This window comes from Burkholderia sp. AW33-5 (genome assembly GCF_053427615.1).
In genome coordinates this window covers 40154-65416 of record NZ_JBSAXA010000014.1, presented here as the reverse complement: position 1 = coordinate 65416, position 25263 = coordinate 40154, and the positions used below count along the sequence as shown (strand labels likewise).

General features: G+C 68.6%; 26 protein-coding genes. 18 read left to right on the top strand and 8 right to left on the bottom strand.

All coding sequences use genetic code 11. The annotated features are described in order from the left end of the window. Positions 1 to 44: 44 nt before the first annotated feature. Together pgl and ACV22V_RS21640 are read left to right on the top strand one after the other, a co-directional pair. Positions 45 to 725: a 6-phosphogluconolactonase gene (gene pgl, locus ACV22V_RS21645; protein ID WP_448015526.1), complete on the top strand. Its 681-nt coding sequence runs from the start codon at positions 45 to 47 to the stop codon at positions 723 to 725. Continuing rightward, complete coding sequence (locus ACV22V_RS21640; protein WP_059690778.1) at positions 703 to 2631, top strand: bifunctional transcriptional regulator/glucokinase; 1929 nt, start codon at positions 703 to 705, stop codon at positions 2629 to 2631. Before pgl ends, ACV22V_RS21640 begins: the two co-directional genes overlap by 23 nt. A 95-nt stretch (positions 2632 to 2726) precedes the next feature. On the opposite strand, the gene ACV22V_RS21635 is transcribed toward ACV22V_RS21640, so the two are convergent. Beyond that, complete coding sequence (locus ACV22V_RS21635; RefSeq protein WP_059820205.1) at positions 2727 to 3944, bottom strand: Bcr/CflA family multidrug efflux MFS transporter; 1218 nt, start codon at positions 3942 to 3944, stop codon at positions 2727 to 2729. 264 nt (positions 3945 to 4208) lie between these two features. Between ACV22V_RS21635 and ACV22V_RS21630 the strand changes: the two genes are divergently transcribed. From ACV22V_RS21630 to ACV22V_RS21590, 9 genes are all read left to right on the top strand, one after another. Then, positions 4209 to 4661, top strand: a complete 453-nt coding sequence (locus ACV22V_RS21630) for a hypothetical protein (protein WP_448015525.1) — start codon at positions 4209 to 4211, stop codon at positions 4659 to 4661. Between the two features lie 174 nt (positions 4662 to 4835). Further along, the gene (gene hemL, locus ACV22V_RS21625; RefSeq protein WP_448015524.1) at positions 4836 to 6119 is read left to right on the top strand and encodes a glutamate-1-semialdehyde 2,1-aminomutase; all 1284 of its coding nucleotides are present in this window, start codon (positions 4836 to 4838) and stop codon (positions 6117 to 6119) included. Between the two features lie 15 nt (positions 6120 to 6134). Then, complete coding sequence (gene ribD / locus ACV22V_RS21620) at positions 6135 to 7256, top strand: bifunctional diaminohydroxyphosphoribosylaminopyrimidine deaminase/5-amino-6-(5-phosphoribosylamino)uracil reductase RibD (protein ID WP_059690777.1); 1122 nt, start codon at positions 6135 to 6137, stop codon at positions 7254 to 7256. Positions 7257 to 7270: 14 nt separating this feature from the next. Then, positions 7271 to 7900 (top strand): riboflavin synthase, encoded by a 630-nt coding sequence (locus ACV22V_RS21615; RefSeq protein WP_448015523.1) that lies wholly within the window; start codon positions 7271 to 7273, stop codon positions 7898 to 7900. Between the two features lie 182 nt (positions 7901 to 8082). Beyond that, on the top strand, positions 8083 to 8601 hold the full coding sequence (locus ACV22V_RS21610) for a DUF1993 domain-containing protein (protein WP_059530206.1): 519 nt from the start codon (positions 8083 to 8085) through the stop codon (positions 8599 to 8601). A 187-nt stretch (positions 8602 to 8788) separates the two neighbouring features. Then, positions 8789 to 9931 (top strand): bifunctional 3,4-dihydroxy-2-butanone-4-phosphate synthase/GTP cyclohydrolase II, encoded by a 1143-nt coding sequence (gene ribBA, locus ACV22V_RS21605; protein WP_059530209.1) that lies wholly within the window; start codon positions 8789 to 8791, stop codon positions 9929 to 9931. A gap of 53 nt (positions 9932 to 9984) precedes the next feature. Continuing rightward, positions 9985 to 10503, top strand: a complete 519-nt coding sequence (ribH, locus tag ACV22V_RS21600) for a 6,7-dimethyl-8-ribityllumazine synthase (RefSeq protein WP_059530212.1) — start codon at positions 9985 to 9987, stop codon at positions 10501 to 10503. Beyond that, complete coding sequence (gene nusB, locus ACV22V_RS21595) at positions 10500 to 10937, top strand: transcription antitermination factor NusB (RefSeq protein ID WP_059530215.1); 438 nt, start codon at positions 10500 to 10502, stop codon at positions 10935 to 10937. Before ribH ends, nusB begins: the two co-directional genes overlap by 4 nt. Positions 10938 to 11007: 70 nt before the next feature. Then, complete coding sequence (locus tag ACV22V_RS21590) at positions 11008 to 12204, top strand: pyridoxal phosphate-dependent aminotransferase (protein ID WP_448015522.1); 1197 nt, start codon at positions 11008 to 11010, stop codon at positions 12202 to 12204. Between the two features lie 108 nt (positions 12205 to 12312). Here the strand turns inward: ACV22V_RS21590 and ACV22V_RS21585 are convergent, their stop codons facing one another. Next, the gene (locus tag ACV22V_RS21585; RefSeq protein ID WP_059530220.1) at positions 12313 to 13443 is read right to left on the bottom strand and encodes a transglycosylase SLT domain-containing protein; all 1131 of its coding nucleotides are present in this window, start codon (positions 13441 to 13443) and stop codon (positions 12313 to 12315) included. Positions 13444 to 14039: 596 nt separating this feature from the next. Here ACV22V_RS21585 and ACV22V_RS21580 point away from each other — a divergent pair. After that, positions 14040 to 15596, top strand: coding sequence for a UbiD family decarboxylase (locus tag ACV22V_RS21580; RefSeq protein ID WP_059690774.1), 1557 nt, complete (start codon positions 14040 to 14042; stop codon positions 15594 to 15596). A 54-nt stretch (positions 15597 to 15650) separates the two neighbouring features. Beyond that, positions 15651 to 16301 carry a LysE family translocator gene (locus tag ACV22V_RS21575; protein WP_448015562.1) on the top strand — a complete coding sequence of 217 codons (651 nt, stop codon included), beginning with the start codon at positions 15651 to 15653 and terminating at the stop codon, positions 16299 to 16301. A gap of 103 nt (positions 16302 to 16404) precedes the next feature. Here the strand turns inward: ACV22V_RS21575 and ACV22V_RS21570 are convergent, their stop codons facing one another. Next, complete coding sequence (locus tag ACV22V_RS21570; protein ID WP_059467009.1) at positions 16405 to 16701, bottom strand: hypothetical protein; 297 nt, start codon at positions 16699 to 16701, stop codon at positions 16405 to 16407. 467 nt (positions 16702 to 17168) lie between these two features. Between ACV22V_RS21570 and ACV22V_RS21565 the strand changes: the two genes are divergently transcribed. Further along, positions 17169 to 18098 carry a Rossmann-like and DUF2520 domain-containing protein gene (locus ACV22V_RS21565; protein WP_448015521.1) on the top strand — a complete coding sequence of 310 codons (930 nt, stop codon included), beginning with the start codon at positions 17169 to 17171 and terminating at the stop codon, positions 18096 to 18098. Positions 18099 to 18174: 76 nt separating this feature from the next. Then, positions 18175 to 18738 (top strand): YggT family protein, encoded by a 564-nt coding sequence (locus tag ACV22V_RS21560; RefSeq protein WP_448015520.1) that lies wholly within the window; start codon positions 18175 to 18177, stop codon positions 18736 to 18738. Between the two features lie 9 nt (positions 18739 to 18747). Here ACV22V_RS21560 and ACV22V_RS21555 read toward each other — a convergent pair whose 3' ends face one another. Further along, a complete protein-coding gene (locus tag ACV22V_RS21555; RefSeq protein ID WP_059530233.1) occupies positions 18748 to 19098 on the bottom strand; it encodes a DUF190 domain-containing protein in 351 nt (116 codons plus the stop codon). A 24-nt stretch (positions 19099 to 19122) separates the two neighbouring features. Beyond that, positions 19123 to 19509 carry a fluoride efflux transporter CrcB gene (gene crcB / locus ACV22V_RS21550; protein ID WP_059530237.1) on the bottom strand — a complete coding sequence of 129 codons (387 nt, stop codon included), beginning with the start codon at positions 19507 to 19509 and terminating at the stop codon, positions 19123 to 19125. 25 nt (positions 19510 to 19534) lie between these two features. Between crcB and ACV22V_RS21545 the strand changes: the two genes are divergently transcribed. Both ACV22V_RS21545 and ACV22V_RS21540 read left to right on the top strand, forming a co-directional pair. Next, positions 19535 to 19795, top strand: a complete 261-nt coding sequence (locus ACV22V_RS21545) for a hypothetical protein (protein WP_448015519.1) — start codon at positions 19535 to 19537, stop codon at positions 19793 to 19795. Between the two features lie 125 nt (positions 19796 to 19920). Then, positions 19921 to 21132, top strand: coding sequence for a S53 family peptidase (locus ACV22V_RS21540; protein WP_448015518.1), 1212 nt, complete (start codon positions 19921 to 19923; stop codon positions 21130 to 21132). 37 nt (positions 21133 to 21169) lie between these two features. Here ACV22V_RS21540 and ACV22V_RS21535 read toward each other — a convergent pair whose 3' ends face one another. Together ACV22V_RS21535 and ACV22V_RS21530 are read right to left on the bottom strand one after the other, a co-directional pair. Further along, complete coding sequence (locus ACV22V_RS21535; RefSeq protein ID WP_059690768.1) at positions 21170 to 22045, bottom strand: SIR2 family NAD-dependent protein deacylase; 876 nt, start codon at positions 22043 to 22045, stop codon at positions 21170 to 21172. A gap of 79 nt (positions 22046 to 22124) precedes the next feature. Beyond that, the gene (locus ACV22V_RS21530; RefSeq protein ID WP_059530245.1) at positions 22125 to 22730 is read right to left on the bottom strand and encodes an NUDIX domain-containing protein; all 606 of its coding nucleotides are present in this window, start codon (positions 22728 to 22730) and stop codon (positions 22125 to 22127) included. Positions 22731 to 22811: 81 nt separating this feature from the next. Here ACV22V_RS21530 and ACV22V_RS21525 point away from each other — a divergent pair, with 81 nt between their 5' ends. Further along, on the top strand, positions 22812 to 23567 hold the full coding sequence (locus ACV22V_RS21525; RefSeq protein WP_448015517.1) for a DeoR/GlpR family DNA-binding transcription regulator: 756 nt from the start codon (positions 22812 to 22814) through the stop codon (positions 23565 to 23567). 218 nt (positions 23568 to 23785) lie between these two features. On the opposite strand, the gene ACV22V_RS21520 is transcribed toward ACV22V_RS21525, so the two are convergent. Beyond that, positions 23786 to 24946 carry an enolase C-terminal domain-like protein gene (locus ACV22V_RS21520; RefSeq protein WP_448015516.1) on the bottom strand — a complete coding sequence of 387 codons (1161 nt, stop codon included), beginning with the start codon at positions 24944 to 24946 and terminating at the stop codon, positions 23786 to 23788. Between the last annotated feature and the right edge of the window lie 317 nt (positions 24947 to 25263).

The following is a 25263-nucleotide window of genomic DNA, read 5'->3' as shown; positions in this document are numbered from 1 at the left end:
CATGATTCGCACGAATTGAACAGACAAAGCAGTCCGGAGGAGATGTGATCGAGATTCACGCTTTCGACACCCAGGAAGCGCAAAGCGAAGCGCTCGCGCGCGCCGTCGGCGATGCGTTGCGCGCCGCGCTCGGCGGCCCCGCGCGCCCGACGCTCGCGGTGTCCGGCGGCACGAGCCCGCGCCCGTTCCTGCAAACGCTGTCGCATGCGGCGCTCGACTGGGCCGGCGTCGACGTCACGCTGGTCGACGACCGCTGGGTGCCGGAGGACGATGCGGCCAGCAACGCGCACCTCGTGCGCGACACGCTGCTGCAGCACGCGGCGGCCCCTGCCCGCTTCCTGCCGCTCGTCGATACGCGCGTGTCGCTCGACGCGCACGTCGCCGCGCTCAACGCGAACGCCGACTACCGCGTACCGACCGTCGCCGTGCTCGGCATGGGCGAGGACGGCCACACCGCGTCGATCTTCGCGGACGCGCCCGAATGGGACCACGCGATCGCGACGCCCGAGCGCTTCGTCGCCGTGCATCCCGGTGCCGCGCCGCATGCGCGGGTGAGCTTCTCGCTCGATGCGCTCAAGCGCGTCGACCGGCTGTTCCTGCTGATCGCGGGCGAACGCAAACGCGCGGTGCTCGACGCAGCGGCCGCATCGCTGCAGAAGAACGCGATTTCCCAACTGGCCAACGACAAGGGGACCAAGCTCGATGTCTACTGGTGCGCAAAGTAAGGCTGTCGTCGCGGGCCAGCATGCCGACGGCCCGCGCCTGCTCGCGGACGTCGGCGGCACGAACGCGCGTTTCGCGCTGGAAACCGGCCCCGGCGAGATCACGCAGATCCGCGTCTACCCCGGCGCCGACTATCCGACGCTCACCGACGCGATCCGCAAGTATCTGAAGGACGTGAAGATCAGCCGCGTGAACCATGCGGCGATCGCGATCGCGAACCCGGTCGACGGCGACCAGGTCACGATGACCAATCACGACTGGAGCTTCTCGATCGAGGCCACGCGCCGCGCGCTCGGCTTCGACACGCTGCTCGTCGTGAACGACTTCACCGCGCTCGCGATGGCGCTGCCGGGCCTGACCGATGCGCAGCGCGTGCAGATCGGCGGCGGCACGCGCCGCCAGAACAGCGTGATCGGGCTGCTCGGGCCTGGCACGGGGCTCGGCGTCTCCGGCCTGATTCCCGCGGACGACCGCTGGATCGCGCTCGGCAGCGAAGGCGGTCACGCATCGTTCGCGCCGCAGGACGAGCGCGAGGATCTCGTGCTGCAATACGCGCGCAAGAAGTTTCCGCACGTGTCGTTCGAACGCGTGTGCGCGGGCCCCGGCATCGAGGTCATCTACCGCGCGCTCGCCGCGCGCGACAAGAAGCGCGTGGCCGCGACCGTCGACACGGCGGAGATCGTCGAGCGCGCGCATGCGGGCGACGATCTCGCGCTCGAGGCGGTCGAATGCTTCTGCGGCATCCTCGGCTCGTTCGCCGGCAGCCTCGCGCTGACGCTCGGCGCGCTCGGCGGCGTATACATCGGCGGCGGCGTCGCGCTGAAGCTCGGCGAACTGTTCACGCGCTCGTCGTTCCGCGCGCGCTTCGAGGCGAAGGGCCGCTTCGCGCAGTATCTCCAGAACATCCCGACCTACCTGATCACCGCCGAATATCCGGCATTCCTCGGCGTGTCGGCGATCCTCGCGGAGCAGTTGTCGAACCGGTCGGGCGGCGCATCGTCGGCCGTGTTCGAGCGGATCCGCCAGATGCGCGACGCGCTGACGCCGGCCGAGCGCCGCGTCGCCGATCTCGCGCTGAACCATCCGCGCTCGATCATCAACGACCCGATCGTCGACATCGCACGCAAGGCGGACGTGAGCCAGCCGACGGTGATCCGCTTCTGCCGCTCGCTCGGCTGCCAGGGGCTGTCGGACTTCAAGCTGAAGCTCGCGACCGGCCTCACCGGCACGATTCCGATGAGCCACAGCCAGGTGCATCTCGGCGACACGGCCACCGACTTCGGCGCGAAGGTGCTCGACAACACGGTGTCCGCGATCCTGCAGTTGCGCGAACACCTGAACTTCGAGCACGTCGAGAACGCGATCGAGATCCTGAACGGCGCGCGGCGCATCGAGTTCTACGGGCTCGGCAACTCGAACATCGTCGCGCAGGACGCGCATTACAAGTTCTTCCGCTTCGGGATTCCGACGATCGCGTACGGCGACCTGTACATGCAGGCCGCATCGGCCGCGCTGCTCGGCAAGGGCGACGTGATCGTCGCGGTGTCGAAGTCGGGACGCGCGCCGGAATTGCTGCGCGTGCTCGAAGTCGCGATGCAGGCCGGCGCGAAGGTGATCGCGATCACGTCGAGCAACACGCCGCTCGCGAAGCGCGCGACCGTCGCGCTCGAGACCGACCACATCGAAATGCGCGAATCGCAGCTGTCGATGATCTCGCGGATCCTGCATCTGCTGATGATCGACATCCTCGCGGTCGGCGTCGCGATCCGTCGCGCATCGACCAACGGCGAGCTGCCGGAGGCCGTCGCGCAGGCGCGTGCACGGGCGAGCGACGACGAGACGGCCGACGTGCTCGACTGGCTGAGCCACGGCGCGTCGCCGGCGGCGAAGGACGTCGCGCGGGACTGACGCCCGATACGGCACGGCGGCGACCGCTTTCCGTCCGCCCGAAAAAAAACGCCACCGACGCATCGCGCGGTGGCGTTTTTTCATGCCGCGGCGGCTCAGGCGCCTGCTTTCACCGGCCGGCCATGCCAGCGCAGCACGAGGGAGCGGCCGACGAAACACAGCACGCCGGTGACGCCGATCGTCACGCCCATCGCGAACGGCGTGCCGTCCGCGAGTGCGCCGATCGCGACGCTCGCGATCGCGCCGAGCGCGAGCTGCATCGCGCCGAACACGGCCGCCGACGCGCCCGCGTTGTGCGGATAGCGATGCATCAGGTCGGTCGTGCAGTTCGCGGACAGGATCCCGACCACGCCGACCACGAAGAACAGGCACACGACGATCGACCACAGCCCGCCCCACCCGGTCAGCGCGACGAGCGCAACCGCGAGCGACGCGATGCAGCTCACGAGCGACGCGGCCGCGATGATGCGCAGCGAACCGATGCGGCCGACGAGTCGCGTATTCGCGAAATTGCCGATCATGATCCCGACGACGTTCAGGCCGAACAGCAACCCGTAGTGCTGCGGCGACACGTGAAAATACTCGATGTACACGAACGGCGTCGCGGTGATGTACGAGAACATCGACGCGAACGCCATCCCGCCGCACAGCATGTGCCCCCACGCGACCGGATCGGAGAGGATGCGCCCGTACGATGCGAACGACGCGAGCACGGCCGCGCTCTTGCGCCGCTCCTTCGGCCAGGTTTCGGGCACGCGCAGGTACGCGGTCGTCGCGCACACCGCACCGAACACGGCCAGCACGACGAACACGCCGCGCCAGCCCGAGAAGCGCAGGATCTGCCCACCGATCAGCGGCGCGAGCAGCGGCCCGACCGCGGTGACGATCGCAACCATCGACAGCACCTTCGCCGCATCGGTCGGCTCGTGCGCGTCGCGCGCGATCGCACGCGACAGCACCGACGCCGCGCCTGCGCCGAGCGCCTGCAGGAACCGCACGAGGATCAGCATGTCGATCGAGTTCGACACGAAGCAGCCGATGCTCGCGAGCGTGAACAGCGCGATGCCGCCGAGCAGCACGGGCCGGCGGCCCCAGGTATCGGACATCGGACCGTACAGCAGCATGCCGATCGAGAAGCCGGCCATGAAGCTCGTCAGCGTGCGCTGCGCGGCGCCGGGGCTGACGGAAAAGCCGTCGGCGATCGACGGCAGGCTCGGCAGGTACATGTCGGTGGCAATCGGCCCGCAAGCGGCGAGCGCGCCAAGCAACAGGATCAGCCGGGCATCGGGCCGGCGCCGGACGACGTGGGACATGGGTATCCGGAATGGAGGCCCGCGCGCATCGGGGCGCGCGTGGCGGTGAAGACGGGAGGCCGCGCCGCGGACGGCGCTCAGGCCCATGATTGTACGCGCAACTTTTTCGCGTGCCGGCGGCCGGGCGCCGCGCACGGCCGGACGGCGCCGTACGGCCGATCAGTGCCGCTGGCGCGCGAGGCGGCACGAGGCCGCACGCGGATTCGATTAAGCTTGCGGCTCCCCGCTTCTCTTGTCCGACCCAATCGACGCACGACCGAACCGATGACCGCTTTCCTGCTGATCTGGAGCCCCAAGAAATGGCCGTGGCCCGAGCTGCCCGACGTCGCCGCGCGCGTGAAGGCCGGCGAGGCCGTGCACGACGTGTGGGGCTGCGGCTTCGCGCGCGGCATCCTGCCGGGCGATCGCGTGTTCCTGCACCGCGTCGCGAAGGAGCCGAAGGGCGTGTTCGGCTCGGGCTACGTGACGCGCGCGCCCTACCAAGTGCCGGACCCGGCGACGAAGCGCGGCTACCGGCTGTGCATCGATTTCGTCTACGACTGGCTGGTCGACGCCCACCAGGACGTCGTGATCCCGCGCGACGCGCTGCGCGTGCATCCATACTCGGTGCAGACCTGGGACGCGCAGTCCTCCGGCACGTCGATCAAGCCGATGGTCGAAGGGCCGCTGGAGAAGCGCTGGGCCGAACTGACCGGCAAGCGCAAGCCGCCGCGATAAACGGGCCGGATCGGACGCCGGCCATGCGCGCCGGCCAGTCCCCCGCGCGCCGAAAGGCCGCAGACCGTGCGGCGGGCCCGTCATGCGCGTCTCCGGTACAATCGGACGATCGTTCCGCCCAGGCGCCGCGGCCCGTGCACAGGCCCCCGCGCCCTTCTCTCGCAGGTTTCGCACATGTCCAACAATCAGATCCTCTTCGAACGCGCCCAGAAGACCATTCCGGGCGGCGTCAACTCGCCGGTGCGCGCCTTCCGTTCGGTCGGCGGCACGCCGCGTTTCGTCTCGCGCGCGCAGGGCCCGTACTTCTGGGATGCCGACGGCAAGCAGTACATCGACTACATCGGCTCGTGGGGCCCGATGATCGTCGGCCACGTTCATCCGGAAGTGCTGTCGGCCGTGCAGAACGTGCTCGCCGACGGCTTCTCGTTCGGCGCGCCGACCGAGGCGGAAATCGAGATCGCCGAGGAAATCTGCAAGCTCGTGCCGTCGATCGAGCAGGTGCGGATGGTGTCGAGCGGCACCGAGGCCACGATGAGCGCGCTGCGTCTCGCCCGCGGCTTCACGGGCCGCAGCCGCATCGTCAAGTTCGAGGGCTGCTATCACGGCCACGCGGACAGCCTGCTGGTCAAGGCCGGCTCCGGCCTGCTGACGTTCGGCAACCCGACGTCGGCCGGCGTGCCCGCCGACATCGCGAAACACACGACCGTCCTCGAATACAACAACGTCGCCGCGCTCGAAGAAGCGTTCGGCGCGTTCGGCGACGAGATCGCCGCGGTGATCGTCGAGCCCGTCGCGGGCAACATGAACCTCGTGCGCGGCACGCCCGAATTCCTGAATGCGCTGCGCGCGCTGTGCACAAAGCACGGCGCCGTGCTGATCTTCGACGAGGTGATGTGCGGCTTCCGCGTCGCGCTAGGCGGCGCGCAGGCGTACTACGGGATCGCGGCCGACCTCACCTGCCTCGGCAAGGTGATCGGCGGCGGGATGCCGGCCGCCGCGTTCGGCGGCCGCCGCGACATCATGGCCCACCTCGCGCCGCTCGGCGGCGTGTATCAGGCCGGCACGCTGTCGGGCAACCCGATCGCGGTCGCCGCGGGCCTGAAGACGCTGCAACTGATCCAGGCGCCCGGCTTCTACGACGCGCTGACCGCGCAGACGAAACGCCTCGCCGACGGCCTCGCGGCCGAAGCGCGCGCGGCCGGCGTGCCGTTCGCCGCCGACTCGATCGGCGCGATGTTCGGCCTGTACTTCGCCGAGCGCGTGCCGGTCAGCTTCGCGGAAGTGACGAAGAGCGACGTCGAGCGCTTCAACCGCTTCTTCCACCTGATGCTCGACGAAGGCGTGTACTTCGCGCCGTCCGCGTACGAGGCCGGCTTCGTGTCGAGCACGCACGACGACGCGGTGATCGACGCGACGCTCGCGGCCGCACGCCGCGCATTCGCGGCCCTCGCCGCCTGACCCGGGTCCGCACGCATGTTCTCTGATACCGATTTCGCCCACATGCAGCGCGCGCTGACGCTCGCGGCGCGCGGCATGTATACGACCGCGCCGAACCCGCGCGTCGGCTGCGTGATCGTCAAGGACGGCGACGTGATCGGCGAAGGCTTCACGCAGCCGGCCGGCCAGGACCACGCGGAAGTGCAGGCGCTGAAGGACGCGCGTGCGCGCGGCCATGACGTCGCCGGCTCCACCGTGTACGTGACGCTCGAGCCGTGCAGCCACTTCGGCCGCACGCCGCCGTGCGCGAACGCGCTGATCGACGCGCGCGTCGCGAAGGTCGTCGCGGCGATGGAAGACCCGAATCCGCAGGTGTCGGGGCGCGGCCTCGGGATGTTGCGCGACGCGGGCATCGACGTGCGCTGCGGGCTGCTCGCGAACGAAGCGGGCGAACTGAACATCGGCTTCGTGTCACGGATGACGCGCGGCCGCCCGTGGGTGCGGATGAAGACGGCCGCGTCGCTCGACGCACGCACCGCGCTGCCGTCCGGCGAAAGCCAGTGGATCACCGGCGAGGCCGCGCGCCTCGACGGCCATGCTTGGCGCGCGCGCGCATGCGCGATCCTCACCGGGATCGGCACCGTGCGCGAGGACAACCCGCTCTTGACCGTGCGCGGCGTCGACACGCCGCGCCAGCCGCAGCGCGTGCTGGTCGACAGCCGCCTCGACCTGCCGCTCGATGCGCGCCTGCTCGAAGGCGCGCCGCTGCTGATCTTCTGCGGCCGGCTCGACGCCGCCGGCGAAGTGCGCGCGAACGTGCTGAAGTCGCGCGGCGCGGAAATCGTGCCGCTCGCGAATGCGTACGGCAAGGTCGACCTGCCCGCGATGCTGGCGGCGCTCGGCGCGCGCGGCGTCAACGAGCTGCACGTCGAGGCCGGTCACAAGCTGAACGGCTCGCTGCTGCGCGAGCAGTGCGTCGACGAGCTGCTGGTCTACCTCGCGCCGAGCCTGCTCGGCAGCGACGCGGCCGGCATGTTCGACCTCGCCGCGCCGGCGAGCCTCGACGCCCGCACGCGACTCGCGTTCCACAGCGTCGAGCGGATCGGCGACGATCTGCGGATCCTGGCGCGTGTCGCGCCGCCCTCCGCCACGCTTTGAACGGAGCCGTCACGATGTTTACCGGAATTGTCGCGGCCGTCGGCCGCATCGAAGCGATCAACCCGCTCGGCGCGTCGCCCGAGGCGGGCGTGCGGCTGACCGTGCAGGCGGGCGGGCTCGACCTGACCGATGTCGCGCTCGGCGACAGCATCGCGATCCAGGGCGCGTGCATGACGGTGATCGAAAAAACCGACACCGGATTCGACGTCGACGTGTCGCGCGAAAGCCTGAACCGCACGGTCGGCCTCGCGCAGCCCGGCGAAGTGAACCTCGAGAAGGCGCTGCGCGCGCACGACCGCCTCGGCGGGCACATCGTGTCGGGCCACGTCGACGGCCTGGGCATCGTGACGCGCTTCGCGCCGGTCGGCGAATCGCACGAGCTGCGGATCGTCGCGCCGCGCGAGCTCGGCCGCTATCTCGCGTACAAGGGCTCGATCACGGTCAACGGCGTGAGCCTGACCGTCAATTCGGTCGACGATCGCGCCGACGGCTGCGAGTTCTCGATCAACCTGATCCCGCATACGGTCGAGGTCACGACGCTGCGTCACGTGAAGGCCGGCGACAAGGTCAATCTCGAAATCGACATGATCGCGCGGTATGTGGAGCGGATGATGTCGGCATCGCAGGGCGTGCCTCAGGACTGACCAGGCGGTTCCGCCCGCTGGATGGGAAATGGCGCCCGGCGGCGTGGCCCGGCACCTGGCCTGATGGCCAACGACGCGCACGGGTCATCCCGTCGCGCTAAGATGCAACGGCAGCGGTTTCGGCGCCGCGGCGCGCGGTGCGCCGCGTACCGGCTGCCCCTTTTCCTCCAGGAGTCGTCCCCATGTCCATCTCGATGTACCAGGCTTCGCTGCCCGTCCTGATCCGCGGCCTCACCAACCTGCAGCACATCCTCGGCAAGGCTCAGGCGCACGCGGCCGAAAAGCAGATCGACCCGTCGGTGTTCATCGGCGCACGCCTCTATCCGGACATGCTGCCGCTCGTCCGCCAGGTGTATATCGCGACCGACACGGCCAAGGGCTGCGCCGCGCGGCTTGCCGGCGTCGACATCCCGAGCTATCCCGACGTCGAGCAGACATTCGACGAACTGCACGCGCGCATCCAGAAGACGATCGACTATCTGAAAGGCTTCGACGCCGCGCAGATCGACGGCAGCGAAGCGCGCCAGGTCGTGCTCAAGATGCGCGTCGGCCCGATCGAGTTCACCGGCCAGTCGTATCTGCTGAATTTCGTGCTGCCCAACTTCTTCTTCCACGTGACGACGGCGTACGACATCCTGCGCCACAGCGGCGTCGAACTCGGCAAGCTCGACTACCTCGGCGGCCGTAACGACCAGGCGTGACGCACGGCCGGGCCTCGGCCGGCCTGCGGCGGCCCGTCTTCGGGCGGCCCGCGCCGGCCCGGACGGGCCCGTCCCGACTGCCGGCCACACCGCTTTCCGGCGCGCTCGCCGGCCGCGCGCAGCCGGTGCCAGCCGAAACGCGGTCCGGCTGGCGTAAAATACGCACTTTCCTCTTTCTCGCCCCCTTATGACGCTCGCCTCCACGCTCGACATCATCGCGGAGTTGAAAGCCGGCCGGATGGTGATCCTGGTCGACGAAGAAGACCGCGAAAACGAAGGCGACCTCGTGATCGCCGCCGAATTCGTCACGCCGGAAGCGATCAACTTCATGGCCAAGTACGGCCGTGGCCTGATTTGTCTGACGTTGACGCAGGAACGCTGCAAGCAGCTGCACCTGCCGCTGATGACCTACCGCAACGGCACGCAATACGGCACCGCGTTCACGGTCAGCATCGAAGCGGCCGAAGGCGTGACGACCGGCATCTCGGCCGCCGACCGCGCGCACACGATCGCCACGGCGGTCGCGCACGACGTCCGCCCCGAGCACATCGTGCAGCCGGGCCACGTGTTCCCGATCATGGCGCAGCCGGGCGGCGTGCTCGTGCGCGCCGGCCACACCGAGGCCGGCTGCGACTTCACCGCGCTTGCCGGGCTCACGCCCGCCGCGGTGATCTGCGAGGTCATCAAGGACGACGGCACGATGGCGCGCCTGCCCGACCTGCTCGAGTTCGCGAAGGAACACGATCTGAAGATCGGCACGATCGCCGACCTGATCCAGTACCGCAGCCGCACCGAATCGATCATCGAGCGGATCGCCGAGCGCACGATGCAGACCGCGCACGGCACGTTCCGCGCGGTGCTGTACCGCGACCAGCCGAGCGGCTCGCCGCACATCGCGCTGGTGCGCGGCACGCCGTCGCCCGACGTCGATACGCCCGTGCGCGTGCACGAGCCGCTGTCGGTCCTCGATCTGCTCGAGACGGGCATCTCGACGCACTCGTGGACGCTCGACGCGGCGATGCACGAGATCGCGGAACGCGACCTCGGCGTGATCGTGCTGCTCAACTGCGGCGACACGAAGGAACATCTGATCGACGTCTTCAAGGCGTTCGACGAGGAAGAAAAGGCCGCTGCGCTGAAGCGCCGGCCGGTCGATTTCAAGACGTTCGGCATCGGCGCGCAGATCCTGCGCGACGTCGGCGTCGGCAAGATGCAGGTGCTGTCGAATCCGCGCAAGCTGGGCAGCATGTCCGGCTACGGCCTCGAAGTCACGGGCTTCATTCCGATGCCCGGCGGCGAAGCCAAGTCCTGCCCGGCGTCCCACGCGTAACCCGCCACGACGCTTTCGCCCTATAACCGTTCATCCACACCACGGACCAGATCATGGAAATCGGACAATACCAACCGAATCTCGAAGGCGACGGCCTGCGTATCGGCATCGTGCAATCCCGCTTCAACGAACCCGTCTGCAACGGCCTCGCCGATGCGTGCGTCGAGGAACTCGAGCGCCTCGGCGTCTCCGGTGAAGACGTGCTGCTCGTGTCGGTGCCCGGCGCGCTGGAAATCCCGCTCGCGCTGCAAAAGCTCGCGGAAAGCGGCCAGTTCGACGCACTGATCGCGCTCGGCGCGGTGATCCGCGGCGAGACGTACCACTTCGAACTCGTGTCGAACGAAAGCGGCGCGGGCATCACCCGCATCGGCCTCGACTTCAACCTGCCGATCGCCAACGCGGTCCTGACGACCGAAAACGACGAGCAAGCCGTCGCGCGCATGACCGAAAAGGGTCGTGACGCCGCACGCGTCGCGGTCGAGATGGCCAACCTGACGATGGCACTCGACCAGCTCGGCGACGACGAGGACGAGGAAGAAGAGGACGAAGACGACGAAGAGGAGCGCGCATGAAGAAGAGCGCCCGCCGACAATCGCGCGAGCTGGCGACGCAGGGCCTGTATCAGTGGCTGCTGTCGAACGCGGCCTCCGGCGAGATCGACGCGCAACTGCGCGGCGCGCTCGGTTACGACAAGGCCGACAAGGAGCTGCTCGACGCGATCCTGCACGGCGTGATTCGCGAGCATGCGACGCTCGTCGAAGCCCTCACGCCGTCGCTGGACCGTCCAGTCGATCAGCTGTCGCCGGTCGAACGCGCCGTGCTGCTGATCGCGACGTTCGAGCTCACGCATCATGTCGAAACGCCGTACCGCGTGATCATCAACGAAGCAGTCGAACTCGCGAAGACGTTCGGCGGCTCCGACGGCTACAAGTACGTCAACGGCGTGCTCGACAAGCTGGCCGCGAAGCTGCGTCCCGCCGAAACGCAGGCGCGCCGCAACGGCTGATTCCGCAGGCAGACGGGCGCGCAAGCGCCCGTTTTTCGTTCTCCCTCCCCCTCCCCGCTCAGCCCGACCGATGAATACCACCGCCGATTCGCTCGTCACGCTCGCCGCACGCGTCGACGCGATCCAGCCCTTCTACGTGATGGAACTGATGAAGGAGGCACAGCGGCTCGAGTCCTCCGGGCGCGATGTTATCCACATGGGCATCGGCGAACCGGATTTCACCGCGCCGGAGCCCGTCGTCGAGGCGGCGGCGGCCGCGCTGCGCCGCGGCGTCACGCAGTACACGAGCGCGCTCGGCATCGCGCCGCTGCGCGAAGCGATCGCCGCGCACTATGCACGCGCCTACGGCCTCACGATCAGCCCCGAGCGGATCGTCGTGACGGCCGGCGCCTCCGCCGCGCTGCTGCTTGCGTGCCTCGCGCTCGTCGGCCGCGACGACGAGGTGCTGATGCCCGACCCGTCGTATCCGTGCAACCGGCACTTCGTCGCGGCGGCCGAAGGTCGGCCGGTGCTCGTGCCGAGCGGCCCGGAAGCGCGCTTCCAGCTCACCGCGGACGACGTCCGCACGCGCTGGGGCAGTCGCACGCGCGGCGTGCTGCTCGCGTCGCCGTCGAACCCGACCGGCACGTCGCTCGAGCCGGACGAGCTGAAGCGGATCGTCGAAGCCGTGCGCGCACGCGGCGGCTTCACGATCGTCGACGAAATCTACCAGGGGCTCAGCTACGACGCGGCGCCCGTGTCGGTGCTGTCGTTCGGCGACGATGTCGTCACCGTGAACAGCTTCTCGAAGTACTTCAGCATGACCGGCTGGCGGCTCGGCTGGCTCGTCGTGCCGCCCGCGCTCGTCGGTACCTTCGAAAAGCTGTCGCAGAACCTGTTCATCTGTCCGTCCGCGCTCGCGCAGCACGCGGCGCTCGCGTGCTTCGAGCCGGCGGCGCTCGACATCTACGAGGCGCGCCGCCTCGAATTCAAGCGTCGCCGCGACTTCATCGCGCCAGCACTCGAGAAACTCGGCTTCACCGTGCCCGTGATGCCGGACGGTGCGTTCTACGTGTATGCACACTGCGGCGGCGTCGCTCATCCCGCGGCCGGCGACAGCGCGGCGCTCACGCAGGCGATGCTGCACGACGCGGGTGTCGTGCTGGTGCCGGGCATGGATTTCGGCGTGCATGCACCGCGCGACTATATCCGGCTGTCCTATGCGACCGCCTACTCGCGCCTCGAAGAGGCCGTCGAGCGGCTCGCGACACTCTTCGGCCAGCACTGACCGCGGTCCGCGTTCCCGGCCGTCACGCTGGCCTTTCCGCCCGCGCAAAAGAAAAAGGCACCCGAATCGGGTGCCTTTTTGCTGGAGCCTGGCCGGAACCGCGGGACGTTACGCGCCGAGTTCCGAGTGGTCGCCGCCGTGCGCCTGCTTCGCGGTATCGACGCTCGCGTCGTCCTGCTGCGGTGCGCCCTTCGGCGCGGCAGCCGCCTTCGCGGTGATCGGCTGCGCGCCGTCGAGCGTCGCATGCACGCGCTTGGCGCCGCCGGCCGATGCCGTCACGGCCGCGGTCACGATCGGCTTCGACGGCTGGGCCGGCGCCTGCGGCGCATTGACCGGCACGCTGCGGCCATGCGCGACGTCGCGCAGGCGACCGCGCTCGGCCATGACCTTCGAGCCGTAGGCGGTGTCGTCGGGGTTGGTCGAGCCGTTGTACAGACGCAGGCCATTCGCGAGCGAGCCGCCGCGGGCGATGCAGTCCTTCAACACGAGCGCGCCGACCTGCAGGTTCGCGAGCGGCTGCAGCGCGGTGTCGGTACCGCCGAAATACTCGAATTTGTCGGAATGAACCTTCGACATCACCTGCATCAGGCCTTGTGCGCCGACGCCGCTTTCCGCGTACGGGTTGAAGCCCGATTCGATCGCCATCACGGACAGCAGCAGCAGCGGATCGAGGCCGACGTCGCGGCCGGTCTGGAAAGCAGCCTTGACGAGCTGGCCGAGCGGCTCCTGCGCGACCCGGTAACGGCGCGACAGGTAGGTGGCGACCAGCGCCTGTTCGCGGTTCGACGCGAGCGCGCGATCGTCGCGCGCATCGGCCGGGACCCGCTGGGTCGGGATCAGTTTCGCCAGCGCGACGGGCGACGGGCCATTACGGGCCGGATCGGACGCATCGTTCTGCGCGGCGGTTTCCGGTGCGACGTCGAGACCGACGGCGAGCGCATCCGTTTCAGGGACGTCTTCCTGCTGCGGCTGCGCGCCAGCGGGCGCGAAGTTCGGCAGCGGATGACCGGTCAGCAAACGGGCCGGACCGGCCTGCACGGCCGCGGATACGACCGGCATCAGCTTCGCGGCGAGATTCCCGCGCACGGTCGGCAGCAGCCACAGGGCAAGTGCGACCGCGACAGCGAGACAGCCGACAACGCTGAATAGATGGTGACTGACACGCGTCCCGCGACGCAGCATGTTGCGCACGATTTGCGCATGCTGCTCACTGGGACGCCACGATAACCAAGCGTTCATTCAGATCATCTCCCATGAACATGACTCGTGCGGCTCGCTCTGCTCGATGGCGAGACGGAAAACGCGCCGCGGAATCACGACACCGCACGCCTTGGTTGGGACGCGCAAGCATCGGGGAAACGGTATAAGTACCGTTCGAGGCCACGGTGTAAGAGGGCCTGCACCTTCGCACAGTGGGCGAGGCGGGCATACGCGGTGGCACCCACGCAAAAAACCAGCGTCTGGTGGCGCTGGCTGGGACTACGACAAAGGCCGTCGAATACGCCGTGCAGGTTTCGGCGGACGGTGACGCGCTGCGTCAAAGATCGGTGATTGGCGGCTCGAAGCCTTTTACCCTGCAACCAATGTGAGCGGATTCTAGCAGGGTTTTATAGATCGTCAACACTATAAAACTTTGAAATTATAACAAAAAGTAATTTTGAATCGCCCTTCAGATCGCCGGCCCCCTGCCGTAGGGGCTCTGCGCGTCGTCGACATTTTTCTCCGCCGGGCGTGCGAGCGGCCGCCCGGGTAAAATCGTCGGTCGATTCGGGGCCGCAGCCGGCCGCTGCGCCCGCCCATCGCTGCCCGCCTTGCGGGCGGCCCGGACCTTCTTCATGAAATACAAAGACTTACGCGATTTCATCCAGCGCCTCGAGGCGCTCGGCGAACTGCGGCGCGTCACGCAGCCCGTGTCGCCCGTGCTGGAAATGACCGAACTGTGCGACCGCGTGCTGCGTGCCGGCGGCCCGGCGCTGCTGTTCGCAGCGCCGCCCGGCAATGCGTTCCCGGTGCTCGGCAACCTGTTCGGCACGCCGCGCCGCGTGGCGCTCGGCATGGGTGTCGATGCGGGCGACGACGCCGCGCTCGGCTCGCTGCGCGACCTCGGGCGGCTGCTGTCCGCGCTGAAGGAGCCGGATCCGCCGAAGAGCCTGAAGGACGCCGGCAAGCTGCTGTCGCTCGCGAAAGCCGTATGGGACATGGCGCCGAAATCGGTGTCGTCGCCGCCGTGCCAGGAGATCGTCTGGGAGGGCGCCGACGTCGACCTGAACAAGCTGCCGATCCAGACCTGCTGGCCCGGCGACGCGGGGCCGCTCGTCACGTGGGGCCTCACGGTCACGCGCGGGCCGAACAAACCGCGCCAGAACCTCGGCATCTACCGCCAGCAGCTGATCGGCCGCAACAAGCTGATCATGCGCTGGCTCGCGCATCGCGGCGGTGCGCTGGACTTCCGCGAATTCGCGCTGCAGAACCCCGGCAAGCCGTATCCGGTCGCGGTCGTGCTCGGCGCCGATCCGGCCACGACACTGGGCGCGGTGACGCCCGTGCCCGATTCGCTGTCCGAGTATCAGTTCGCCGGCCTGCTGCGCGGCAGCCGCACCGAGCTCGCGAAGTGCCTGACGCCCGGCGTCGATACGCTGCAGGTGCCCGCGCGCGCGGAGATCGTGCTCGAAGGCTTCATCCATCCGCAGGAAGGCGCGCCCGCCCCTGCCCCGGCCGGCGCACCGCCGCGGCCGGCCGGCAATGCGGCCGCCGCATACGAACACGCACTCGAAGGCCCGTACGGCGACCACACCGGCTACTACAACGAGCAGGAGTGGTTCCCGGTGTTCACCGTCGAGCGGATCACGATGCGCCGCGACGCGATCTATCACTCGACCTACACCGGCAAGCCACCCGACGAGCCGGCCGTGCTCGGCGTCGCGCTCAACGAGGTGTTCGTGCCGCTGCTGCAGAAGCAGTTCACCGAGATCACCGACTTCTACCTGCCGCCGGAAGGATGCAGCTACCGGATGGCCATCGTCCAGATGAAGAAGAGCTACGCCGGCCATGCGAAGCGCGTGATGTTCGGCGTGTGGAGCTTCCTGCGGCAGTTCATGTATACGAAGTTCATCGTGGTCGTCGACGAGGACGTGAACATCCGCGACTGGAACGAGGTGATCTGGGCGATCACGACGCGTGTGGACCCCGTGCGCGACACCGTGATGGTCGACAGCACGCCGATCGACTATCTCGATTTCGCGTCGCCCGTCGCGGGCCTCGGCTCGAAGATGGGGCTCGACGCGACCAACAAGTGGCCCGGCGAGACGAACCGCGAATGGGGTCGCCCGATCGAGATGGATGCGGCCGTGAAGGCGCGCGTCGACCGGCTCTGGCAGGAAATCGGACTGTAAGTCCACGCCTTGAACGCACCCGACAAGAACGACGATGAGCTTTCCCCCGCCTCGATGCTGTCCGACGGATTCTTCCTGTCGCTGTCGCTGTGTCTCGACATCGGCCTCGTCAACGTCGCGATGCTGTCGCTGACGCTGTCGCACGGCTTCCGGCCGGGCTTCTGGCTCGGCGTCGGCTCGTGCTTCGGCGATCTCGTCTACGCGGCGCTCGCGCTCGCGGGCATGGCCGTGCTGCTGCAGTTCGAGGCCGTGCGCTGGATCGTCTGGATCGGCGGCGGTGCGGTGCTGCTGTTCCTCACGTGGAAGATGGCGCGTGAAGCGCTCGCGCCGGCCGGCAGCGCCGGCGACGGCACGGCCGACGAAACACCGCAGCCGCGTGCCAGCGCGCGGCGCAGCTTCGTGCGCGGGATGCTGCTTGCGATGTCGTCGCCGAGCGCGATCCTGTGGTTCGCGGCGGTCGGCGGCGCGCTGATCGCGAAAGCCGGCGCGACCACGCCGGCGACGGCGTCGGTGTTCCTGTCCGGCTTCTTCCTCGGCGGCCTCGCGTGGACACTCTTCATGTGCACGCTCGCGAGCCAGGGCCGCAAGCGCGCGGGCGCGGGGATGATGCGCGCGTGCCACGTCGCGTCGGCGCTGCTGTTCGCGTATTTCTCGTACAGCGTAATCGTCGGCGGCTACCGCGACCTGATTGCCCACACCGCGTAACGGCTGCACACCGAGCCGCGCCCCGAATGAAAAACGGCGCAACGCCCCGCGAGGGACGTTGCGCCGTTTTGCCGCGCGCGGTCAGGCCGCCACGCGGAATGCGTCAACGACGCCAGCCGTGGTGACCCCAGCCGCCGTAGCCGTGACGCCAGTACGGACGGCCGTAGTAGCCACCGTAGCCGCCGACGACCACGGCGGGCGGCGCATAGTAAGCCGGCGCCGGCGCGTAATACACGGGCGGGGGCGGTGCGTAGTACACGGGCGGAGGCGGTGCATACACGGGATACGCAGGTGCGACCGGGACACCGATGCCGACCCCGATCGACACGTGAGCCTGCGCGGCGCTTGCGGCACCCAGGGCCAGCGCGGCGGCGGCGATGAACGGAATGAGCTTTTTCACTTCGATTCTCCTGCTGGAGCGGTAATTTGTGCGCTCCTGTCGGCAACGGCGGGCATGCACGTCGCATGGATGCAATGTAGCGAAAACGCGCCGCCCGCGTATCGCGCATTTGTTGCAAATTGCAATTCCACGCGGCCGCGGCCACCGTGCGGCAGGGCCGCGCGGACCGGCGGTCCCCCTTGCGGATCCCGCGATTCCGTCCGACCAGCGGAATCGCGCCATGCCGGCCGGTCAGTTTTACCGGATCCGGTAAGCGCGGCGCGCATGCTTCAGTAATCAACGATTACAAATTTGCGACAGGAGGCCGACACGCCAAGCGGGGCACAGCCACCGCAAGAATTTGCCGGTTGGCCGTAGCGAACGCCGCCCGTTCGGGCCGTCCCCGTTCGGCAACACCGCCTATCCACGACCGCCCCGTCATTCCTGCGATACTGGCGTCTGCTCCGTTTGCGCTTCGTGGACCCGCCATGCCCCTCCCCGACACTCCCCGCCTCGGCTTCATCGGCGCCGGCCGCCTGGCGCGCTGTCTCGCGCTGCGCTTCGCGGCAGCAGGCTTTCCGGTCGTCGCGATCGCGAGCCGCACGGCGGAATCGGCCGCGGCGCTTGCCGCGCGCATCGACGGCTGCCGGGCGGTCGACACGCCGCAGCAGGTCGTCGACACCGCCGACCTGATCTTCCTGACCGTGCCCGACGACCATCTCGCATCGACCGCCGCCGCGCTGCGGTTCGACGCGGCGCGCGCGGCAAGCCAGGCGCTCGTCCACTGCAGCGGCGCGTCGGCGGTCGAATTGCTCGATCCGGCAAAGCGGCAAGGCGCGGCCACGGGCGGCTTCCATCCGCTCTATCTGTTCGGCGGCACGGACGCCGATCTCACCCGCATCGACGGCTGCTCGGTCACGCTCGAAGCCGACGGCGCGCTGCACGCGACGCTGCTGCGACTTGCTGCCGCACTCGGCTGCCATCCGCTGTCGATTCCGGCCGGCGGCCGAATGCTGTATCACGCGGCCGCGCATTACGCGGCGAGCTTCGCGCTGTGCGGGCTGTCGGAAGCGGTCGAGCTGTGGCGCGGCCTCGGCTTCGACGAGGAAGCGGCGTTGCGCGCGCTGCTGCCGATGCTCACCGGCACGATCGCGACCGCGCGCGACAAGGGCCTCGCGAACGCCCTGGCAGGCCCGGTGTCGCGCGGTGACACCGGCATCGTCGAGCGTCAGCTCTCGCTGCTCGAGGCGCGCGGCGGCGACCACGCGACGCTGTATGCGCTGATGACCCGCCGCGCGGTCGCGCTCGCGGCGAAGCGCGCGGCGCCGCCGCCCGCGCTGCCGGCGCTTGCGCAGGCCGTCGAAACGTCGCTCGAGCGCACGATCGGGCACCCCTCCCCGCCGCGAGACGAGGCGTGATAAGGTGTCGGCCGATGCGCCGCCATCCGGCGTTGGCGGCCGCACGCTACTCGACTGTATAAAAAGGATGCCAACGATGTTCGGCGAGATCGCCCGTTTTCTGCTCAATACCGTCTTCACGCTGTTCGGCGCCGCGCTGATTCTGCGCGTCTGGATGCAGGCCGTCCGCGTGCCGCCGTACAACCCCGTCACGCAGGCCGTGCTGCAGGCGACCAACTGGCTCGTGCTGCCGCTGCGCCGTGTGATCGCGGGCGTGCGCGGCATCGACTGGGCAAGCGTCGTCGCCGCCCTCCTCACCGCGCTCGTCTATGTGGTGCTGATGGTCGTGATGGCCGGCCTGGATCCGGCCTCGGTGATCGCGACGCTCGTCGTGGTCGCGCTGCTCACCGTCGTGAAGTGGGCGCTCAATCTCGTGATCTGGATGACGATCCTGATGGCGCTGCTGTCGTGGCTCAATCCGCGCTCGCCGGCGATGCCGATCCTCTACCAACTCACCGCGCCGTTCCTGAACCCGCTGCGCCGCGTGATTCCGAACCTGGGCGGCATCGACCTGTCGTCGATCCTGCTGTTCGTGATCGTCCAGGTGCTGCTGATGATCGTCACGCGCGCCGCCGTGTCGCTGACGATGTTCGGCATCTGACGTATTGCGCTACGCTGCCGGCCCCTGCGCCGGCGGCGCCTCGAGCGTGTCGATCACGCCGAAGCGCGCGGGAATCATCGCGTAGCACACGCGTACCTTCTCGCGCGCCAGCCGCTCGAGCAGTTGCTGCGCCTCGTCCTCGGTGACGATGAACTCGACCTCGATCGCGAGCGAACCCTGCAGCTCGAAAAAGCGGTCCTCGTGCAGCACCCGATGCCGGCCGAAGCCGGCCATCGCACGAAACGCGGAACCGCCCGCGACGCCCATCCGGTTTCCCTCCTCCAGCAACCACTCCCACAGCGGCTTCCAGTGCAGCCGGTGCTGCTCGTGCACGTAGAAACGCAAGAAGACCCTGTCCATCGCGTCCTCCCGATGCCGACGCGCTCAGGCCGCCGCGAACCACGCGCGCGCGGTCCACATGCCGAGCGCCGTCAGCGTGAACGATCCAGTCAAGTGTAGGGCAGCCACCGCGAACGCCCATCCCAATTCGCCCTGCACCGCGTGCGTCATCACTTCGACCGAATAGGTCGAGAACGTCGTGAGGCCGCCGAGGAAGCCGGTGATCACGAACAGCCGCCACTCGGGCGGCAGCCCGACGCGGGTGGTAAACGCGACGGCCGCGATGCCGATCACGTAGCCGCCGATCAGGTTCGCGGCGAGCGTGCCGAGCGGCACGGCGGGAAAGAACGCGTTGAGCGCAAGGCTCAGGAACCAGCGCAGCAACGCGCCGAGCCCGGCGCCGACGAAGATCGCGACGATCGAATAGAACAAGGGAGCTCCTCGCTGACGAGGCCGCATGGCGGATGCGGCCTACGCCGAACTGTATGCGCAATCGCGCCGCGCCGGCAATGCCGGCCGGCACCCCGGCGCGCACCGGATCGTGTCGCGCCGGAATCGCGCATTTCATTATTTCCATGCGCCGCCGGGGTCGGCATTTTCCAATGCATTACGCAGGACATTACAAATCACTATAAACAATTCGATTATTCATCTGATTTTCCCGAAGTCGAAAAATCAGCCTCGCGGCCCCACGCCGCCGATGCAAGCCATGCTTTGACGGGCATTGCACATGTTTTCCCTAGTCCAGACATTCCCGAATCAGGCCGATATTCCATGCAATTCATTCGACCGGTTTCGTAAAATAATTTCGCCCACCACTCCATCGGCATGGAGACTCGAAAAATGAACAATTACCGCCTGTCATCCATGTTGATTCCGGCGCTGTGCGCGTCGCTGCTCGCATCGAGCGTCGCGCTCGCCGAGGGCAACGGCCCCCCGTCCTACGTCGAAGGCAACCGCGCGCCGAAAGGCTATGCGCGCCCGCCGTTCCATACGAAACAACGCGCGAACACCGCCACGGTGGCCGGCCTCACACCCGTGCTCGTACGGCATGCGTACGGGTTCGATTCGATCGCCAACCAGGGCGACGGGATGGTCGTCGCGATCGTCGACGCGTACGACGATCCGAAAATCGAAGCCGATCTCGGCGTATTCAGCAACGCGTTCTCGCTGCCGGCCTGCACTTCGTCGAACGGCTGCTTCACCAAGGTCTACGCGCGCGGCGCGCGACCCAAGACGGACGCGGGCTGGTCGCTCGAGATGTCGCTCGACGTCGAATGGGTGCATGCGATCGCGCCGAAGGCGAAGATCGTGCTCGTCGAAGCCGCGTCGGCGAGCTTCAGCGACCTGATGGCCGCGGTCGACGTCGCGGTCAAGCGCGGCGCATCGGTCGTGTCGATGAGCTTCGGCGGCAACGAGTTCGGCAGCGAGACCGGCTTCGACAGCCACTTCAACGTATCGGGCGTCACGTTCGTTGCATCGTCCGGCGACAGCGGCACCGGCACCGAGTACCCGGCGGCGTCGCCGTACGTGGTCGCGGTGGGCGGCACGACGTTGTCGACCGACGCGTCCGGCGCCTACGTCGGCGAGGCCGCGTGGAGCGGCAGCGGCGGCGGCGTCAGCTCGATCGAGGCCGAGCCGGCCGGGCAGACCGGCTGGCCGGTGCCGGTGGCCGGCAAGCGCGGCGTGCCCGACGTCAGCTACGACGCGAATCCGTCCAGCGGCTTCGCGGTGTACGACTCGGTCACCTATCAGGGGCAGGCGGGCTGGTTCCAGGTCGGCGGCACGAGCGCGGGCGCGCCGCAATGGTCGGCGCTCGTCGCGATCGCGAATTCGATGCGTGCGGCAGCCGGCAAACATTCGCTGAGCGGCACCTACGACACGCTCTATACGGTCGGGAAAAACGCCTACGGCAGCGACTATCACGACGTGACGAGCGGATCCAACGGCACTTGCGGCAGCATCTGCAACGCAGCGGGCGGCTACGACTACGTGACGGGCCTCGGCTCGCCGATCGCGCCGGCGCTCGTCCAGGCGCTCGTCGCGCAGCCGTGATCGCGCGGCCGCGACCGGCCGGTTCGTCCCGCGCCGCTCAGCCGCCGCGCCATGCCCGGTCGAGCGCGACGAGCGTCGCGAGCGCGCCGCCCTTCAGCCCGATCACGTCCGCGCGGCGGGCATGGGCCTCGCGTGCGTTGATGCGGATCACGTCGGCACCGAGCCGTTCGCTCGAGAGACGCACGGTGGGAATCGCGGTGCCCGCGCCGATCTCGACGACGGTCACCCATCCCGCCTGCGCGATCCAGTCCTGAAGGGCCCGCTCCTGCGCGTCGTAGCGTTCGCCGAGCCAGCCGTTGTCGCCGAACATCAGGATGTTCGGTCGCGCGAGGCCGCCGCAATGCGGGCAGCGCGGCAGCTCGCCGACCAGCCGGCACGCGGCCGCGTCGACGTCGGGCGTGAACGGCGCGGCGTCCCAGGTGTCGTCCGAGCACGGTCGCAGGCACTGCATCGAATGAATCGAACCGTGGATCTCGACGACACGCGCCGGATCGAAACCGGCCTTCTGGAACTGGCCGTCGACGTTGCTCGTCAGCACGAAGCCGCCGTTCGGCATCGCGTCCATCCAGCGCCGCAGGATCGCAAAGCCCGCGTGCGGCACCGTCTGCCGGTAGAGTCCCAGACGGTGGCCATAAAAGCCCCACGCAAGCTGCGGATGCGCGCGAAACGCTTGCGGCGAGGCAATCTCGTGGAATTCGAAACGCTCGTGGCGCAGCGCCGGATACGCGCGCCAGAAGCCATCCGTGCCGCGGAAATCGGGCAGCCCCGAATCGACGCCGATGCCGGCGCCGGCCGTCACGAGCAGCGCATCGGCACGCGCGAGCGCCTCGACGGCGGACGCGACCAGATGAGCCGGCAGTGATGCGGCAGCGGCGCTGGAATCGGTGAAATCGGACGAGTCGGAAATCGGCATGATGGAGCAGCGGGAGCGTCGAACGGTGCGCGAGTGGCGTCGCGCGATCATACGCCGGTTCGGGCGCCGCGCCGCGACATCACGCCGCCGCGGCGCGCCCGCCCGCGGGTTCCCGCAGCGCGACGTACTGCAGCAGCATGATCGTCTTCGCGTCGACGATCTCGCCCCGCTCGACGGCATCCAGCGCCGCGTGCAGCGGCATCTCGACGACCTCGAGATCCTCGCCCTCCTCCGCGATGCCGCCGCCGTCGCCCGTGCGCAGCGACGCATCGTATTCGCCGACGAAGAAATGCAGCTTTTCCGTCACCGAGCCCGGACTCATGAACGCCTCGAACACCTTGCGCACGCCGCGCACGCGATAGCCGGTTTCCTCTTCGGCCTCCGCGCGAATCCGGGCGTCGGGCGTCGCGTCGTCGAGCAGGCCGGCGGCGGCTTCGAGCAGCATCCCGTCGTGTCCGTTGACGAACGCCGGCATCCGGAACTGCCGCGTGAGCAGCACGTCGCCCGTCGCCGCGTTGCGCAGCAGGATCGTCGCGCCGTTGCCGCGGTCGTACGTTTCGCGGCTCAGACGCTGCCACGTGCCGTCGCGGCGCAGGAAATCGAACGTTACCTTCTTCAGCACATACCAGTCATCGGACAGCACCGTCGTATCGACGATGCGGACACGGTCCCGCGTTGCGGCCATGGTGGTCTCCCATTCGACAAGTGACGGCACGCATGGTAACGTGCACTTTCGTGCAATTTCAAGAAATTTCGTGCAAATCCGATGCTGACGACCCAACGCAAGAAGGCGATCCTCGACGCGCTCGCCCGCGACGGCCAGGTGCTGGCCGTCGAGCTGAGCGCGCAATACGGCGTGTCCGAGGACACGATCCGGCGCGACCTGCGCGAACTGGCGGCCGAGGGCCTCCTGCAGCGCGTGCACGGCGGCGCATTGCCGGCGTCACCGGCGGTCGCGCCGTTCGCGCAGCGCGAGGCGCTCGAAACCGCGGAAAAACGGCGCATCGCGCGCCGGGCCGCGCAGATGATCGCGCCCGGACAAGTCGCGATCGTCGACGGCGGCACGACGTCGGCACTGCTCGTCAGCCAGTTGCCGCCCGACCTGCGCGCGACGATCGTCACGCACAGCCCGAGCGTCGCCGTCGCGCTGGCCGCGCATCCGTCGATCGACGTGATCCTGATCGGCGGACGGCTGTACAAGCATTCGATCGTTGCGGTGGGCGCCGCGGCGATGGAAGGCATCTCGCGCATCCACGCGGACCTGTATTTCATGGGCGTGACCGGCGTTCATCCGGTCGCGGGGCTGAGCACCGGCGACTTCGAGGAAGCGGCGATCAAGCGCGCATTGGCGGAGCGCGCCGGCGAGACGGTCGTGCTGGCTTCGCAATCCAAACTGCGAGCGGCGTCGCAGTTCGTGATCGGCGAGCTCGCGCTCGCGCAAGCGATCGTGGTCGAACAGGAAACCGATGCAGCGCTGACCGAGCCGATCGAGGCCGCGGGCGTGACGGTCGTGCGCGCGTAGCCGAGCGGCGGCTTCGACGTCTGGACGTCGGCGGCGCGTTGCTGCTGGTCGGCGTGCGCGTGATCGGGTAACGGCGGCTCGCCTACGGCGTACGGTCATGCCGCGCGTGGTTCGACCGCGCGCTCACGTGGCGCGTGCTCGACCGGTTCATCGCGGCGACGAGGCTCGGATTCGCGGCCCGCTTCACGATCGACGCGCGCCGAGACCGGCCGCGCCGTTCACGAGCCGGCTACCGCGCGAAACGCGCGGTACGCATCGGCATGAAGCTCGAAGCCGATGCCCGGCGCCTGCGGCACGGCCGCGTAGCCGGCGTCGACCGATTCGCCGTCCGCCAGCCCGTTGAATGGACGGAACGCGAACGGGCTCACTTCGGCGCCGCCGAGTCCGAGCGCCGACACGACGTGCAACGAGAACAGATGACCGCCGTGCGGCCAGAACGCATCGCGCTGCCAGCCGTTCGACACGAAATGGTCGACGATCTGCAGATAGCCCGGCAGGCCATAGCAATGCACCGGATCGAACACGAGGACGTCGCGGTCCGGGCGCAGACCGCCGTAGCGTTCGAGCAGCTTCGCTTCCGCGAGCGAGAACAACGCCTCGCCGGCCGCGACCGGCGGCGCGTATTGCGCGACCAGGTCCGCATGAAGCGGCAGGTCGAGCGGATCGCAGAGATCCTCGAACCACCAGAGTTCGAACGGTGCCAGCATCGCGGCGGCTGCGCGTCCGCTCGTCGCGTCGTACGCGTTCATCGCATCGACCGCGAGATGCGAACTGTCGGCAAGACACGCCGCGGCGGCTTCGATGCGTCTTTTGTCGTGATCGACATCCGCGCCGCCGACCTTGATCTTCGCGTGCGTGTAGCCGAGATCGGCGATGCGATGCATCTCGTCCGACAGGCGCGCGAGATCGTCGTGCGGATAGCGGTAACCGCCGCCCGCGTAGACACGCACGCGCGGTGCCGCGTCGCGCGCGAGCCGGTCGGCGACGAAGCGATGGAGCGGCAGGCCCGCGATCTTCGCGGCGGCATCCCAGATCGCCATGTCGAGCACGCCGACCGCGACACAGCGTTCGCCGTGCCCGCCGGGCTTCTCGCCCGCCATCATCGCGCGCCATGCGCGAAATGGATCGAGGTTCGTGCCGGCGTCGTCGGCGATGGCGTCCGCGGCGGCCAGCAGACGCGGCGCGAATCGTTCGCGAATCAGCCCGCCCTGTGCGTGACGGCCGACCGATGCGTAGCCGTAACCCGTGACCGGCCGGCCATCGCGCACGACATCGGTGACGATCGCGACGACGCTCGTCGTCAGGCCGCCCGACGGAATCGCCGGATCGGCATAGCGGGAAACCGGGATCGCTTGCTCGCGGATGTCGATGATGCGCATGGTCGGGGTTCCGGGAAAACGTTCGGCGTTCGCGGGCCATACGCGCATTGCGGCCGGCGCGACTGGCGGATCGCTGCATCATAGGCGCTTGCGCGATGTCGTGCAGGCGCGCGACCGTCACGATGCGGCGAAGGGATCGGACTCGATCGACATCATCCGGATCGCGCCGTGCCGCGTCGAAGTGCGGACGAATGCCGCGTCATGCTCGACGCGTGTTGCGGCCTCGACGCCGGTCATCGCACCGCACCGGCACGGCCGCGAATTAGATGGACATCCGACGCGAAGCGCGTATGATGAATTTTGTCCGAGCCCGCGTC

What these genes read in the sequence shown, in the direction of transcription:
- ACV22V_RS21640 (WP_059690778.1), top strand. Translation starts at nt 703, where the DNA reads ATGTCTACTGGTGCGCAAAGTAAGGCTGTCGTCGCGGGCCAGCATGCC.
- ACV22V_RS21635 (WP_059820205.1), bottom strand. Translation starts at nt 3,944, where the DNA reads ATGTCCCACGTCGTCCGGCGCCGGCCCGATGCCCGGCTGATCCTGTTG.
- ACV22V_RS21630 (WP_448015525.1), top strand. Translation starts at nt 4,209, where the DNA reads ATGACCGCTTTCCTGCTGATCTGGAGCCCCAAGAAATGGCCGTGGCCC.
- hemL (WP_448015524.1), top strand. Translation starts at nt 4,836, where the DNA reads ATGTCCAACAATCAGATCCTCTTCGAACGCGCCCAGAAGACCATTCCG.
- ribD (WP_059690777.1), top strand. Translation starts at nt 6,135, where the DNA reads ATGTTCTCTGATACCGATTTCGCCCACATGCAGCGCGCGCTGACGCTC.
- ACV22V_RS21615 (WP_448015523.1), top strand. Translation starts at nt 7,271, where the DNA reads ATGTTTACCGGAATTGTCGCGGCCGTCGGCCGCATCGAAGCGATCAAC.
- ACV22V_RS21610 (WP_059530206.1), top strand. Translation starts at nt 8,083, where the DNA reads ATGTCCATCTCGATGTACCAGGCTTCGCTGCCCGTCCTGATCCGCGGC.
- ribBA (WP_059530209.1), top strand. Translation starts at nt 8,789, where the DNA reads ATGACGCTCGCCTCCACGCTCGACATCATCGCGGAGTTGAAAGCCGGC.
- ribH (WP_059530212.1), top strand. Translation starts at nt 9,985, where the DNA reads ATGGAAATCGGACAATACCAACCGAATCTCGAAGGCGACGGCCTGCGT.
- nusB (WP_059530215.1), top strand. Translation starts at nt 10,500, where the DNA reads ATGAAGAAGAGCGCCCGCCGACAATCGCGCGAGCTGGCGACGCAGGGC.
- ACV22V_RS21590 (WP_448015522.1), top strand. Translation starts at nt 11,008, where the DNA reads ATGAATACCACCGCCGATTCGCTCGTCACGCTCGCCGCACGCGTCGAC.
- ACV22V_RS21585 (WP_059530220.1), bottom strand. Translation starts at nt 13,443, where the DNA reads ATGAACGCTTGGTTATCGTGGCGTCCCAGTGAGCAGCATGCGCAAATC.
- ACV22V_RS21580 (WP_059690774.1), top strand. Translation starts at nt 14,040, where the DNA reads ATGAAATACAAAGACTTACGCGATTTCATCCAGCGCCTCGAGGCGCTC.
- ACV22V_RS21575 (WP_448015562.1), top strand. Translation starts at nt 15,651, where the DNA reads ATGCTGTCCGACGGATTCTTCCTGTCGCTGTCGCTGTGTCTCGACATC.
- ACV22V_RS21565 (WP_448015521.1), top strand. Translation starts at nt 17,169, where the DNA reads ATGCCCCTCCCCGACACTCCCCGCCTCGGCTTCATCGGCGCCGGCCGC.
- ACV22V_RS21560 (WP_448015520.1), top strand. Translation starts at nt 18,175, where the DNA reads ATGTTCGGCGAGATCGCCCGTTTTCTGCTCAATACCGTCTTCACGCTG.
- ACV22V_RS21555 (WP_059530233.1), bottom strand. Translation starts at nt 19,098, where the DNA reads ATGGACAGGGTCTTCTTGCGTTTCTACGTGCACGAGCAGCACCGGCTG.
- ACV22V_RS21545 (WP_448015519.1), top strand. Translation starts at nt 19,535, where the DNA reads ATGGCGGATGCGGCCTACGCCGAACTGTATGCGCAATCGCGCCGCGCC.
- ACV22V_RS21540 (WP_448015518.1), top strand. Translation starts at nt 19,921, where the DNA reads ATGAACAATTACCGCCTGTCATCCATGTTGATTCCGGCGCTGTGCGCG.
- ACV22V_RS21535 (WP_059690768.1), bottom strand. Translation starts at nt 22,045, where the DNA reads ATGCCGATTTCCGACTCGTCCGATTTCACCGATTCCAGCGCCGCTGCC.
- ACV22V_RS21530 (WP_059530245.1), bottom strand. Translation starts at nt 22,730, where the DNA reads ATGGCCGCAACGCGGGACCGTGTCCGCATCGTCGATACGACGGTGCTG.
- ACV22V_RS21525 (WP_448015517.1), top strand. Translation starts at nt 22,812, where the DNA reads ATGCTGACGACCCAACGCAAGAAGGCGATCCTCGACGCGCTCGCCCGC.
- ACV22V_RS21520 (WP_448015516.1), bottom strand. Translation starts at nt 24,946, where the DNA reads ATGCGCATCATCGACATCCGCGAGCAAGCGATCCCGGTTTCCCGCTAT.